The following is a 13,648-nucleotide window of genomic DNA, read 5'->3' on the forward strand; positions in this document are numbered from 1 at the left end:
AAAGGCATCTATTATCACTGTATTAAATTCCTCTATCTCTTTATCAACCTTTCTTTTTTATAAAAGTGGAGTTGTATTGCATCAGTGGGAGGAAATTTCGGAAGATCTTTCCCTATGACTAAAAGGTCGTAATCACTGTATATTTTGAAATCTCCTCTTGCCCTGGAACCGAATAATATCACAGTGAAATTTTTACTGCATAGGAAATTAACATAGTCCTTGAACTGTTCTTCCTCTTCCTTGTAAATCTGTAAAAGGTCAGAGAATAGATAGTATTTCTTCCATGCATCTGACACACTTCTCACCCTCACTCCTTCCTAATTCAATAATTTCTTCCTCTGGATACCTAGAGCCTAAGTATATAAAAGATAAGTAATCTGCACAATCCAATATTTTATCACTCAAATTAATTTTCTTAACCTTCTCCACCTCCTTTAACAATCTCTTTATAGAATGAGTGTAAATAATAGCGCCTGAGGCCTCTACTAAAATTCCTTTCAATTTCAGCTCTACGGCCATCTCGGAGTGAAAGCAAGCTTCAGGATAATAGCCCTTCTCCAGCAGAAGATATGCGACTTCCTTATCCTTGTCACTCTTCTCAAACCATTTTGCCATATTTAAAGATAGAATCATAGATAAAAAGTTCTATGCTCAAATGATATGACTTGAATGAAAGTATGAACAGCAAGTTTCGTTACTGGGCGATTCAGGGCTCCTTTGCCATTTCTATTTGTTTCTATAGAATGAAAGTGACTTAATTCATCCTACATTAGTACATGAAAAGGGGACGAGCGCTAGGCCATACCATGAGGTGTACAATCACGTGGTGACCGCGCTCGTCCTTGAGGTAGTTGGGGAGGACGCGCCATTAAATGAATGAGATGGAGAGGAGGGCCCTGGAGGAGGCGCAGAGGAGCAGTTGTGGGACTTTCCCTTAAATATCGCCCTGTAATCAAGGTAAAATCTGATAACTGCTGCGCAGAGGACCTCCCCCAGGTACGCCAGGTACAGGTTCCTGAGGGGGTTCAGGGTCTCCCTCCGGGGGGTCGTGTACGGGCTGGAGTGGGTCACGGTGAGGTCGCCCGTGCTGTACAGGGGAGGGGAGAGGGTGAGGACTGGAGTGGAGGAGTTGCTCAGGGAGGAGAGACTGGCGCTCAGGTCCCTCCTCCTGCCCGTGTTGGGAACGCCGAGCTCTGGACCCAGGAGCTGGAGGTGGGGGGACTTCAAGTACGTGGTCGTGGACGGGAAGTACGTGAAGTTGAGGGGAGGGAGGAGGGGGGTCCTCTTAATCGCGTTGGGACTCACTGACCACGGTGTGAGGGCCGTGCTTGACGTGGTCCTGACCAGGGAGGAGGACGTCGTGAGCTACTGGGACCTCCTGGTGAGGCTGTGGAGGAGGTACAACCTCACCCTGGTCGTAGCCGACGGGGCGAAGGCCCTAGACACGGCAATCTCCCGCTCCGGGATCAAGGTCGCGAGGCAGACCTGCCTGGTCCACCTCAAACGGAGGGTGGACAGGAGGGTTAGGGTCTTGCTGGACCTCCTCCTCTCCCTCGCCGAGTCCGTCCCCACCCGTGGCTCTCCCCTCCTCTCCTACCTCCTCGCCCCCAGGGAGCTCTGGCCCCTCCTCAGGTCGAACAACTTGGCCGAGTCCTTCAACTCCCTCCTGGAGAGGAGGAGGTTCGGGAAGTGCCACTCCCCCTGGAGGATACTCCAGATCGCCCGGGCCATAGCAATCAACTACAACCTCTCGACCTGTTATCTCGCTCTTGTAATAATATTACAGGGTTCCTTATTTCTTCGTGAAATGGTCAAATATATTCAATAATTCCTCCATTGAATAAGTCCAAATCAACAGAGATATTACAATTTGCAAAGGAGCCCTGAATCGCCCACAATTTGCAAAGGAGCCCTGAATCACCCAAGAACACTGTGGATGAGCTTCTGAGAAGTCATGAGTTCAGACTTAAAGGCCTGGATTTCACCTATCCTAAGTCAGGGATATATAATTTATTTTACGAAAAAAAGTGATATAATAAAACTTACAGAGCGATAACATATAATCAGTCCATAGTACCGTACATCATGATACTTCTTAGTGACGAATCCGATATAAGGCCTTTATTATAGAGGATTAGATACCCAGTATAATTCTCTTCTACATAGGCAATATATCCATAATGTACTGGAAACTGAAGAGGAATGGGATAAGTCCAATTTGTGTCAGTAATGATTATAGGTTTCCTTAGTTGCCCTTCAAAATTAAAGCTCTGCAATATTCCTGGCACGTCGGAGTTGGCCACAATCTGGGTAATATAGGGTAACCTCCAATTATATTCTATAAATCCTAGGATCGAGTAACCTGAGAGGCTGTAGTTGTTTATCCATCCTTCCTTAGAGTAGGGGGAAATTATCAGTAATGGTACTCTCTGTCCTAAAGTGGAGTAATTCGTTATTCCGTACTTGCTTAGGAAAGGGGAGTAGCCCTCACCGTAGGTGTAAATTATTGGAGGAGGGATCTGATCGTAGAATCCTCCGCCCTCATCGAAGGTCACAAATATTACAGAAGTGTTCCAGTATGGGCTCTTCATGATTGCATTTATTACATTATACAAGTTAATCTGAGAAATTGTCAAATTAGCTGGTGGATGCATATCTAAGCTATCAGGATGGGTATCATAACCCGTACCTCCAGTGAACATAACCCAGGATACTGATGGTAGTTCTCCGTGTTGTAGGTCAAAGAGGAACTGTGACGTATTGAAGTAATGTTCCTTGAAGCCAGTAGCATCACTGAAAACCTCAAGTGGAAATGGAGCTTGGGCATTCTCTGGGGTGTAACCATAATCAAAGTAGCCCCATGATATATTATAAAACGATAATTGATATAAAATTGAATTCTGCAGCGGTATTATGCCCGTTATCTTGTCATCTTCTGTGAGCTGGGTAGGATAACCTGTAAGATAAGCGACTCTATTGGGTTGAGTGACGGATAAGACAGGCGAGAAATAACTATCTGCGAGAACATATTCTTCTGCGTAGTCCCAGAAGAGTGGAACCTGCTGATATGATAAGAATGTTAGAGATTGGGGGCCTGAGAAGTTTAAGAAGCCATTCATGGCGCCGTAGTTCCAATCCGAGTGGTAGATATAGTACCCCTCACCGGGATTTTTCTGAATCACTTCTGGAGCATAATGAAGGCCGGATATGGACTCTCCGTAGTTATAATTTGATGAACCATTGTTTGAGAAAATAAGGTTTACAGGCTTCATTACATTGTTTGTCACATTATTGAAAATTTGTGGAATACCATAGGGATACACACCAAAGATGTTATCAAACGCATGATTTTCAAGTATGAGTATAATAACGTGCTTGAACGGAGTTGCTGTGTAGTTATTCTCATAGGTGGTTGAATAGTTATAGACCGGATGTAATTCACATGGTAAAATTTGATCCTTATCATGACTACTCGTCATGGCCATTCGATTTGCGTAAATATTTAAGATGGATAGAATAATTATTGTTAACATTACTATAAATAAGGCAGGCTTATTTCGAGGAAGTTTCATTTATATTCACTCCCGCTTACAGTCGTACTTAATTTGACAATTCAAGTCAGCCTCTATAATAGCTTTGCTATTTTCTCTGCTTTGTGGTCTTGTCCAATATTATACATTGGAGCAAGCACGACGAGAACGTGATCAAGAGGTTCGAGTTGGTGTTCCCGTTTTACATGTTCGAGCAATGGTTGGAGCTTCTGGAGGGGAACAGGTACGCGATTAAGCCCTATAGAGCTTGAGGGAGTTCGACGGGTTCTTGGCCTTCCTGCACCTGTTCCTCCCGTACAGGGCGGTGGAGGCGGCGTTGGGGGCGTGGGAGAGGCTAAGGTGATCCCGACCACCTGGAATACCACACCGTGTGGGAGAGGGTCGGGAAGGTCGAGCTGTCCCCGAGCCGGGGGACGAGCTAGAGGTGATGGCTGAAGCTACCGGGGTGAGCAACGACAGGGGAGGTCAGTACGTCGTGGCCAAGTGGGGGAAGAGGAGGGCGTCCAAGTTCCTGAAGGTGGAGGTCGTGATGAACGGGGAGGACCTGGAGGTGATGAGCGCCGAGGTGGTCGAGAGAAGTCCAGTCAGCTGTCAAGACCGTGGAGTAACTGAAGGCCCAGGGGAGGTGAAGTTCTAGGGAAGGCCTACTACGTCGACGCGATCTAGCCACGGGATTTGAGGTCGTCTCTCCCAGGGAGAACGCCTCCACGACGAGGGGCCACCTATCGAGAAGCGCGATCAGGGAGTTCAGGAGGTTGGGCTACAAACGCTGGAGGGACGAGGTGAGCTACTGTAGTAGGTGGCTCATCGAGTCCCTGTTCTCTGCCGTGAAGAGGATCTTCGGCGCGAGGGTCGGGGCTACCACTCTCGCAGGTCCTCGAGGCTAGGCGGAGTGGGCCTACTCCTAGATGGTCCACTTGGCCAACTCGATCGTGTAGAGGGCCCCAGGAGTCGAGGTCGAGGGATGACCTGCGAGTTCAGGTAGAATATATTAATTTTCTAAAAAATACGTTTAATCTAATTTCACTACTTGAAATAAAGCGAAGTAGGATACAAAGCAGTAGCATCTTGAATAGTTCCAGATATATGTTAGCCCTGAAGTCCATGAATTGGATCTAACTAAAATCGCTTCCTAACACTGTGATTTTTAATCTAGCATGGAACCATGAAGAAAGAAGAACAGTCGTCAAGTTCCATTCAGTCTACCTCACGATAGAACAACAAAATTAATAATCTAAACCTGAAGTATTAATGTGATTCAATTCACATGAAACAGGAAACCCAGTCAAATTTAATGGAGGGGAAGACAGTTGAAGACGCCGTTCAGACACTAACCAAGAGAGGCATGAGTAAATCAGACGCTATAGATACAATTAGAAGGCAATATGAGGTCCAAACCTCGTTCACGGCCTCATTTCTCATGACTCAGATCTCTTCAGCAATTCTAATCCTTATATTGTATCTCAATATACCTGATTTATCTTTCATAAAAATGGTAATTGGTGGAATCTTTGTGATATTCCTGGCGGGCTATAATCTTCTCCAACTACTATATGTTAGATCAGACAGGCTATTCAACGGGCTCGAGAAACTCTCCTTATCACTTGGCCTTGGTTTCGTGAGTGTCAGCCTCATAGGTTTACTCCTAGATTTTACCGTCGGTATTAGTCTATACTCCGCCACATTATCAGTAGTAATATTTGTAGAATTAATGTCAATAATGCGATATGAATTGGTGAGACGAAATGAACTATAAGTGGTTACCGATAGCCCTAGCCATAGGATATTCAGTTATAACCTTAGTTTTATCCACAGTAGGCGTAGTTCAGCTGAGGGTATATGTCATGACCTACACTGTGTTAAGCCTGCTCATAGAAACCCTATTTTACCCAATTCCCAGGGATACATCAATAATTGTTGGGGCTATCAATGCTTTCTGGATTTCATGGAGCATTTATTACATTTTAATAGCTTTAGGTGTCATAAATGGCTAAACCTATTAGCTTCGGATTTCCAAGAAGCCTTGTTATAAAGAACAAGGTTGACGTCATACTAACTTTGATGTTATTGGCCAGCATTGAGTTGACCCTCTTCGTAACATTAACGGTATCTATCCCCAACTATGATCTCCTTAAATATCCTCTAGGGTTGACACAACAGCTACCCTTTTCCTATTGGATGGCGGAGTTCCTCTCTATATTTACTCTAGTTCTATGTATAATTAACTATAATAAGATGAATATAAAGATATTTAATCTCATTACTGCAATAGATTATCTACTCATAACCTTCAACAGCTTCTTTATTTTTTATTTCATTAATCCCGTTTTTATTTTGAGTAGAGATGAGCTAGGGCACGCGGCCGAGGTTTTCATTTTACTCACTAATAAAAATACTTTTGCCGTGAAAGGGATCTATCAATCAGATTATCCGCTCAGCTACATCTATGGGGCCATCTCCTATCTACTCTCTGGTATCTCCCCTTCGTTTCTTTTCTTGTATTTATCTCCTATATTTTTCCCTATATTTCAGAACCTCACGGTGTACGCTTTCATACGTCTATTCGTGAAGTCCCCTATGTCTGAAATTGGTGCATTGATCTACACCCTCTCCTCAATGCCGTTCTTTGTGGCTGAGTGGTCCCCCCAACTTATGTCCTACAACCTCTTGTTCCCAATGTTCTTGGTCATTGGCATGATTATTAAACGGGGAGGGGTTCAGTTGATCCCATTAATGATACTGTTCTCTATCCTTACTGGTTTGACGGACATAGGTACTTTCGCATCATCCCTCGTCGTAATATCAATCATGATGGTCTATCTAGCTAAGAAATGGGGAATCAATAGCAGGTTAATAGGATACTCAGCCTTTGCGACAGTCTCAGCCTACGTCTATTGGGTTTATTTCAACCCTTTGGCCTCCGGAGCAGTTAGCGGTGACAAATTCCTCATAACCAACTTCATCAACTTCATCAAGGACATATTTTTCCCTCAAACTTCAACAAATCTTGCATTACCGACACAGAACTTAGTGGCCACATTCGTTCCTCCCTCGCCTTATCACTTCTATGGCGTATTGAGTAAACTATTGGAAGGAGGAATTTTCCTGCTCTTCTCTATTTTTTCTTTTATTCTGTTACGAATACGCAAACAACTAAACCCAGACTTAAGGTTGATCTTTCTCATAGGTACAGGCCTTCTCGTAATGCAGTCTGCTATAGGAATTGCCGACAACGTTAGCAACGTGCTCACTCGCATGATTCCGCAGACCATGGTATTTTATGTCATATTTATTTTAGTTTATCTACTTTACGTCAAATTAAATAAAAGGAAGGTTGTAGGATTCCTGTTCTTGGCCTCGCTGATACTCAACGCTCCCTTATCTATACTCGGATACACGACTATAGCCACCTCTGAACACTCACCACAATCTGCGTTCTATGGTGGAATGGTTTTAGCAAAATATGGTCTCTCCACAATATCTACTTATGACTTTTACAAGGAACTTTACATTTATCAAGGAAACATTATACCTCCGATGAGTCTTAGCGGTGGGAGTCTAAAATTTGGAGGAGATTACGTGGAGACTTTATCTCTGTATTTCAACGGACCAAACCTGAAAGGTTACTATAACTATTATAATGGCTTAGTAGCTAATTATACGATAATATATAGTTCAAATGACGTAATTATTGCGATCCCAGGCATATCATAATATTGTTTTGTAAACTTCATTGATTTTTTGTGCTACATTCCCCCAGCTATACTGCCTGGCTATCTCTAACGCGTTACGAGATAACCTCTCTTTTTCGTCCAAACAGGATTCCAGTGCCTTCGATACGTCCTCTGGAGCAGTGGGAGTTACAGTGAAACCGTTGATGCCATCCCTAACTACAATACTGTTGGCTGTGTTTTTAGCCACGACCGACGGAAGTCCCGCTGCTAGGGCATCCATCAAGGCTGTGCTTATGCCACCATCGCCAAAGGAATCGCCTATCATGACGAATGCGTCAGAGAGGTGGTAAATATCTTTCCTCTGTTGATAAGGCACGGGACTCATAAAGATGACCTTCCCTTCGAGCCCTAGCGTGGTGGTTAGTTTAAGCAGCTCTTCCTTAAGATATCCCCACGATAACAGAAGTAACTTGGCCCTATTATGGGTAGCTGAAAATTTCTTAAAGGCCGTCAACAGTTCAGGCAATCTCTTGCCCCTTACTAATTGACCTACATAAAGTATGATTATATCGTCTCCTCTAAAACCATATTTCTCCCTAACCTGTCCCTTTTCATTAACTGGTCTAAGATCGTCGACATCTACCCCCATGGGTATCACATGGACATTTTTGATCCCGAATCTTACTTTTACCTCCTCTGCGATTATACCGTTCGGAACAATATAGGCCAATGCCCTCTTATATAAAAGACGTCCGTAAGTAGCTCTGAGTCTCCTTCGGAGACTAGAACTTTCCCTTAACGTGCTTGCCCCTATTATGGTGACTATCTTTCTAATAGGAAGAAATTCTATGGATGCATAGTATCCACCTACGGCATGTACCACATCTGCAGTTTTCAACCCTTTCGCCTCCTTCAGTGCCGCCAACATGAATCCTAAATGATATCCTAAAGCACTACGAACGCGTGGTACTGCAACATACCTGACATAATAATTGTCCATAATCCTCCTTTCTCCAGTTCTTTCCCCTATCTTTAACCCAATGACTTCATGTCCCAGTCTAGCTAGACTCTTTCCCAACTCATAAGAGTACACCTCTATCCCATCCCAGGGACTAGGTGTAGATCCAGGCAACAGGACTACTCTCACAGTAAATGATTTAATGTAGGGGAATATATAAAGAATATCACAAGGATGAAATCCATGCTAGTGTCGGTTATAATTCCAACGTCTAATGGAGCACAAACCTTGGGGAGAGTATTGAGATCAGTTCTATCTCAAGACTACGAAAATATGGAGATACTAATCATAGATAACGGATCTAAGGATAATACTGAAGAGTTGGTGAAGGGGCTGTTGACTGAATCAAATAGACAGATAAGATACTACAAATATCCACATAAACTTGGTCACGCTGGGGCCATAAACGAAGGAATAAAAAGGGCTCTTGGGAAAATGATTATCGTTCTACACGATGATGTGGTGTTATGTCAAAATAATTGGGTCTCAAGTATGATCCAATTGTTTGAGGACCAGAGAGTAGGGGTAGCTTCATCACTCTTCATCACAGATCCTAAAGATCTAAAGGGTATAGATAGGGTTTTCTCGTACGTTTACATATTGGGTTGGCATGAACCCAGTGATAACCTACAGGTTCAGCCGGTCATGTACACTGGTCTTAACAATGACGTAATTAGGAGAGAAGTCATAGAAAGAATAGGGCTCCTAGATAATACGTACAAGTATGGAATGCATGACCTGGACTTTTCTGAGAAAGTAAGAAAATATGGATGGAACATAGTTTTAAACTCAAAGGTTTATGTAAAGCATCTCCTGTCATTTTATCAGAGGTCTTTGAAATCCCACATCATCAAGGCGTGGCAATACGGTTTTCCCTCCTATCTCATCTTGAGAAGATATAGGTATTTGCCGAACTTAGACAATTTATTGTTCTTTCTAATGCTAATACTTTTCTTTGCTTCTTTTATTATTCCTTTCAAGTTTGTTCTATTTACATCATTGATTTTGTTGATTCTTTCCTTTTTCACGGAACAGCCAAACTTCTACGGTAAATCGAAGTTTTGGATACGTTTTAGGAAAATATTAATATCTTTTGTGGTTGCCATTGCTTTAGTCTTAATCTGGAAGAACATGTTCTTCATTGGAATTGGAATGACGGTACCCTTATACAGAGCCTTAAATAACGCTCTTATCTGTCACAGGGAAACTAAAGACCCGAGGTGTACGTTACAAGTCCCATTCTTCTATATTCTGTGGTCTCTGATTAATGGAATAGCAGTATCCTCAGGAATTTTTATTTTTCCAATAAGGAACGGTATAGAGAGACTAAGTCCCCCATGATCCTCTCGCTGTTGAACTTATTGGAAATATTTTCCCTAGCCAGTACACCCATCTTTCTAATTTGATCCCTGGGTATTACAGAAACCTCGTATATCGATTTGGCAAATTTTTCCAAGTCGTAAACATCTACATGAAACCCGTCTACTCCGTCCGTTACCTGTTCCACTAGTCCACCGTTACCTTTGGTGACCATTACGGGTCTGCCTGCCAGCATGGACTCTGTGACTACCCTGGCCCAAGTGTCTGGAACTAATGTAGGAACGACCACAACATCGACGTCTCTTAAGAACTCTCCAACCTGTTTCACATACTTCTCGTAATTAAGCCTGGGTGTTAGTATAACCTTTCCTTGAAGCCCCATAGTTTTAACTTCTTCTACCACTCTAGGTTCTTCGGTTCCTCCGGGTACCTTTAACCGTATGTTAGGATTTAACTTGAGAGCCTTATGAAACGCGCGGAGCAATTGGAATATTCCCTTCCCTTCATCTGGATAGCTGAGATACGCAAAAGTGAAGGTGTCTGAGGGTTCATATGTCGCATAAGTTATGAATGGAGATAAGGCATTTATGTTTATTATCTTTATCTTCTCCTCTGGAAAGTTGTGCTCTACTAGTACATTCCTAACAATATTACTAACCGCAATAATTGAGTCGGCCTTGGATACGTTTTCTCTTATCTTCTTCAGTTTCCTCATCGCATAGAAAGCCTCACCTGGGCTTCCTAGTTTCCTGAGGCCTGTCCTCTTTCTTGCGATGCACGACGAGATGTTTTTGAAGCCTGAACATCCACAATCTGGATTTTCCATTGAATTAAAATAACACGTTACCCACCAATATTGGATATTTATTACAGTTTTCACATTTTTTGAGTTGGCTACAGGTATAACTCCGTGCCAGGCGTTGGCTATATGTAGAATCGAGTCCTTTGGTTTAGGTGAAATTAAATCAAACACATTATAAGAATAACTTCCATTTATCACCGTTTCCATTCCAAATATCCTGCTTCTTGGAGGTGATGGTAATACACTATACTCAGAGTCAAATGTTGTAAAAATCTCTGAATCTATACCTAGTTCTCTTAACTTCTGATAGACTATGAGCATAGTGGCGAAAGTACCTCGTTGAGGAGTCTCAGTCAGTATTGAAACTTTCATGATGATTATAGTTTCTTATTATGGCAAATAAAATCTTTCTATATAGTTTCCGCTATTATAGGGTCTCGATTAAGCTCTTTGCTTTCTTCTGCTCTTAGAGTCTAAAAGTGCCGCGTATCCTCCTTGGTTCCATCTCTTTAACCACTTAGATACCGTACTTACTGACATTTTTAATTCTTTGGAGACGTGATACAGCTTATGCCCTTCATACAACTTTATAATTATTAATAATCTCATTTTCACTTTCCCATTCTTCTCCCTTAAATATAGCTTGACAAGATCGTCATAACTAATCCACTTCACTAATTTATAACTTCTCATTATTTTTTATGATTAGTTATTGATGGACGTTAATTAAGATTTCGTATCCTCGCGGAGCATGTGTAACGCCTATTCTTGTTCGATAAGTACAGGCGAGATTGCTAAGAATGGCTTCCATCCTAACTATCATTGTGTCATACTGTTCTAGGCAAAAACTCAACTGCGCAAGCTGAAGGTTGTACTACATGACCATGACTGCCCGCCGGGTTCCTTACGCCTGGGATGATGCAGTAATTTTCTAAGTCCGACACGCCTTACGATCCACTCTCATGTATCACATTCGTAGGCTTGCTCGTCTCCCAGGATCATTTTAGTCTATCCACGACCTTCCTAACTTCAGGCATCATTTTTATCTTGGATCTCTCATTCCCTAAGGGAAGTAACTCATGCATAGATTACTCTGGTCTCGGCCTCACCCATCATATAGATTCCCAACCCATGGAAGAGTAGAAGTGCGAAGGACTTCACCTAGCGGCACAAGACTATGCGAAATATGGAAGTTTCTTAATCTCCTGATAAAAAATTAGAGGACGTGAAGTACGTCTTGATCACCTTGAATTTCCTGACTGAAATTAGTAAGAGGAGATAAGGATTTTTGAGTTTGGCAATCATAGTCTTGGGGCCATTCAGGTTTCCTTTGCAATTTCATTTTGTTTCCGTAACTTGATGCTCTAATAATTGATCCTAATACTGTTGATAATATTAATAGGGGAGGAGCGGTAGGTCCTGCCGTGTTCCAAATCTTAACGACCTACACGACGAGGATGCCCGCGACCTCGGGCGGCGTCGGGGTGGACGCGTCATCGACCGTCCTGCTTTTCCCCGAGATATCACCTAAGCACGCGTTATTAAGGAGGTGGAGGAGATCGAGAAGTTGATGGGGGGACGCGGAGAGGGAGATACCCAGGTACTCCAGGGGGACGTGAAGAGGAAGGGTTACGCGAACTACAGGTACCTCAAGGGGTTCAAGGTCATGGAGGATACGTGCTGGAGTCACGGTGAGGTTGCCCGTGCTATACAGGGATGGTGAAGACCAAGGTGGAGGAGGACCAGGTCCTCTCCGCACTGTTCAATTTCCATTCGATCCTGGGAGGGAAGCTCAACATCGAGCTCAGGAAACCCGAGCTGCACGTGAAGGGTAAGTTCAAGAACGTGATAGTTGACTGGAAGTACGTCAAGCTCAGTGGAGGGAAGCGCTCCTCGCAGCCGTGGGCGTCACCCCTGAGGGTAGGAGAGCCGAGCTCAAAGTCAAGCTGGCTAGGAAGGAGGACCACAGGACTGAGAGTTGCTGGTCAGTCTGTGGAGGAAGTACGACTTCAACTGGTAGTGGCTGACGAGGTCGAGGCCCTAGACGCGGCGATCTCCTCCTCAGGGCTCGAGGTCAGGAGGCAGCAGTACATCGTCCACCTCAAGCGCTCCGCGACCGAGGAGGAGAGGAAGGAGTTGGACGAGCTCTACCTGGCTGAGCGCTCCAAGTTGAGGACCCGTTGTACCTCAACTACCTCGTCACCCCGGAGGAGGGTCAGGAGCTGGTTCAAGTCCAACAGCCTGGTCGGCTCGTTCAATTCCCTCGTAGAGTGTCACAGGTTTGGGAAGTCCCACTCGCGCTAGGGAACACACAGGTCACACTGGCCGTTGCCAATAACTACAACCTTAAACCTGACTTCCAATCATGTAATAATATTATAGCTTACCCTATTCTTATCTGTTCGGGAACATATACTTAATTAATCCTGCATGGAGTTACCCTAATTTAAGAGAGATATTACAATTCGCGAAAGAAACCTAAACGGCCCATAGTCCTGTTACACAAATGATTTATAGAGATAAATAGATTAGATTTACAGAAATTATGAGGTAAAATTAATGTTGTCCCTTATAACATGTTCAATCTACTACGTATATCATGATAAATTTTCTTTACATGTCTGTATTCCAAGAGCAATTTCCTCGTCTCTTCACCTTTTTTGGTTAAACTATAGATTCGATCAGTGGACTCGAATGTCAATAGTCCGCTATTCATCAGTAATTCTAGATACTTCTGTGCCAGTTCAAAGCTAAGATTAGCCCTGTATATCAATTCAGTTTTCTTGCAACCTCTCACGCAAGTCTCTAGTATATCTAGTATTATATCGTATCTATCTCTTTTCCTCCGCTCCATAATAACATATCTACAAAGTTATATATAAATATTACCGAAAAATCATCGGGTGATTCAGGGCTCCTTTGCAAATTGTAATATATCTCTCGGTTTAGACTTATTCAATGAAGGAATTACTGAATATATTTGATCATATCACGAAGAAATAAGGGTTCTTGTAATATTATTACAAGAATGAGATAACAGGTCGAGAGGTTGTAGTTGATGGCTATGGCCCGGGCGATCCTCCAGGGGGAGTGGCACTTCCCGAACTCTCCAGGAGGGAGTTGAAGGACTCGGCCAGGTTGTTTGACCTGAGGAGGGGCCAGAGCTCCCTGGGGGCGAGGAGGTAGGAGAGGAGGGGAGAGACACGGGTGGGGACGGCGAGGGAGAGGAGGAGGTCCAGCAAGACCCTAACCCTCCTGTCCACCCTCCGTTTGAGGTGGACCA

Annotated in this window: 13 protein-coding genes and 3 pseudogenes; 8 read left to right on the forward strand and 8 right to left on the reverse strand. The window is 43.5% G+C overall.

All coding sequences use genetic code 11. The features are described 5' to 3' along the window. Positions 1-32 precede the first annotated feature (32 nt). Together METMK1DRAFT_RS00105 and METMK1DRAFT_RS00110 are read right to left on the reverse strand one after the other, a co-directional pair. On the reverse strand, positions 33-296 hold the full coding sequence (locus tag METMK1DRAFT_RS00105) for a nucleotidyltransferase domain-containing protein (protein ID WP_009069297.1): 264 nt from the start codon (positions 294-296) through the stop codon (positions 33-35). Beyond that, positions 259-615, reverse strand: coding sequence for a HEPN domain-containing protein (locus tag METMK1DRAFT_RS00110; RefSeq protein WP_009069301.1), 357 nt, complete (start codon positions 613-615; stop codon positions 259-261). The genes METMK1DRAFT_RS00105 and METMK1DRAFT_RS00110 overlap by 38 nt, the downstream gene beginning before the upstream one ends. Positions 616-811: 196 nt before the next feature. Between METMK1DRAFT_RS00110 and METMK1DRAFT_RS00115 the strand changes: the two are divergent. Further along, positions 812-1,828 (forward strand): annotated as a pseudogene (locus tag METMK1DRAFT_RS00115) (transposase). A gap of 235 nt (positions 1,829-2,063) precedes the next feature. On the opposite strand, the gene METMK1DRAFT_RS00120 reads toward METMK1DRAFT_RS00115, so the two are convergent. Beyond that, entirely contained in the window at positions 2,064-3,572 is a 1,509-nt protein-coding gene (locus METMK1DRAFT_RS00120) for an alkaline phosphatase family protein (RefSeq protein WP_009069305.1), read from the reverse strand. A gap of 83 nt (positions 3,573-3,655) precedes the next feature. Between METMK1DRAFT_RS00120 and METMK1DRAFT_RS15800 the strand changes: the two are divergent. The 4 genes and pseudogenes from METMK1DRAFT_RS15800 (at position 3,656) to METMK1DRAFT_RS00145 (ending at position 7,265) form a co-directional block, all read left to right on the forward strand. Next, a pseudogene (locus METMK1DRAFT_RS15800) lies at positions 3,656-4,459 on the forward strand (transposase). A 359-nt stretch (positions 4,460-4,818) separates the two neighbouring features. Continuing rightward, positions 4,819-5,307, forward strand: coding sequence for a DUF1616 domain-containing protein (locus tag METMK1DRAFT_RS15325; protein ID WP_009069313.1), 489 nt, complete (start codon positions 4,819-4,821; stop codon positions 5,305-5,307). After that, complete coding sequence (locus METMK1DRAFT_RS00140; protein WP_009069314.1) at positions 5,297-5,545, forward strand: hypothetical protein; 249 nt, start codon at positions 5,297-5,299, stop codon at positions 5,543-5,545. Before METMK1DRAFT_RS15325 ends, METMK1DRAFT_RS00140 begins: the two co-directional genes overlap by 11 nt. Then, positions 5,538-7,265, forward strand: a complete 1,728-nt coding sequence (locus tag METMK1DRAFT_RS00145; RefSeq protein WP_009069316.1) for a hypothetical protein — start codon at positions 5,538-5,540, stop codon at positions 7,263-7,265. Before METMK1DRAFT_RS00140 ends, METMK1DRAFT_RS00145 begins: the two co-directional genes overlap by 8 nt. On the opposite strand, the gene METMK1DRAFT_RS16935 is transcribed toward METMK1DRAFT_RS00145, so the two are convergent. After that, positions 7,260-8,318, reverse strand: a complete 1,059-nt coding sequence (locus tag METMK1DRAFT_RS16935; RefSeq protein WP_216586081.1) for a glycosyltransferase family 4 protein — start codon at positions 8,316-8,318, stop codon at positions 7,260-7,262. The genes METMK1DRAFT_RS00145 and METMK1DRAFT_RS16935 overlap by 6 nt on opposite strands. 108 nt (positions 8,319-8,426) lie before the next feature. Here METMK1DRAFT_RS16935 and METMK1DRAFT_RS00155 point away from each other — a divergent pair, with 108 nt between their 5' ends. Then, positions 8,427-9,584 (forward strand): glycosyltransferase family 2 protein, encoded by a 1,158-nt coding sequence (locus METMK1DRAFT_RS00155; protein ID WP_048087234.1) that lies wholly within the window; start codon positions 8,427-8,429, stop codon positions 9,582-9,584. Here METMK1DRAFT_RS00155 and METMK1DRAFT_RS00160 read toward each other — a convergent pair. Beyond that, positions 9,538-10,737, reverse strand: a complete 1,200-nt coding sequence (locus METMK1DRAFT_RS00160) for a glycosyltransferase family 4 protein (RefSeq protein ID WP_009069323.1) — start codon at positions 10,735-10,737, stop codon at positions 9,538-9,540. The two genes, METMK1DRAFT_RS00155 and METMK1DRAFT_RS00160, sit on opposite strands and share 47 nt — an antisense overlap. Before the next feature lie 69 nt (positions 10,738-10,806). Beyond that, positions 10,807-11,058 carry a helix-turn-helix domain-containing protein gene (locus METMK1DRAFT_RS19775; protein ID WP_009069325.1) on the reverse strand — a complete coding sequence of 84 codons (252 nt, stop codon included), beginning with the start codon at positions 11,056-11,058 and terminating at the stop codon, positions 10,807-10,809. Between the two features lie 856 nt (positions 11,059-11,914). Here METMK1DRAFT_RS19775 and METMK1DRAFT_RS16940 point away from each other — a divergent pair. Together METMK1DRAFT_RS16940 and METMK1DRAFT_RS00170 are read left to right on the forward strand one after the other, a co-directional pair. Next, complete coding sequence (locus METMK1DRAFT_RS16940; protein ID WP_009069327.1) at positions 11,915-12,088, forward strand: hypothetical protein; 174 nt, start codon at positions 11,915-11,917, stop codon at positions 12,086-12,088. Next, the gene (locus tag METMK1DRAFT_RS00170) at positions 12,082-12,669 is read left to right on the forward strand and encodes a transposase (RefSeq protein ID WP_009069329.1); all 588 of its coding nucleotides are present in this window, start codon (positions 12,082-12,084) and stop codon (positions 12,667-12,669) included. The genes METMK1DRAFT_RS16940 and METMK1DRAFT_RS00170 overlap by 7 nt, the downstream gene beginning before the upstream one ends. A gap of 265 nt (positions 12,670-12,934) precedes the next feature. Here the strand turns inward: METMK1DRAFT_RS00170 and sso10a are convergent, their stop codons facing one another. Both sso10a and METMK1DRAFT_RS00180 read right to left on the reverse strand, forming a co-directional pair. Next, complete coding sequence (gene sso10a / locus METMK1DRAFT_RS19780; protein ID WP_009069331.1) at positions 12,935-13,219, reverse strand: Sso10a family chromatin protein; 285 nt, start codon at positions 13,217-13,219, stop codon at positions 12,935-12,937. 113 nt (positions 13,220-13,332) lie between these two features. Next, positions 13,333-13,648 (reverse strand): annotated as a pseudogene (locus tag METMK1DRAFT_RS00180) (IS256 family transposase); the annotation flags it as partial.

This window comes from Metallosphaera yellowstonensis MK1 (assembly GCF_000243315.1).
In the GTDB taxonomy this organism is placed as follows: domain Archaea; phylum Thermoproteota; class Thermoprotei_A; order Sulfolobales; family Sulfolobaceae; genus Metallosphaera; species Metallosphaera yellowstonensis.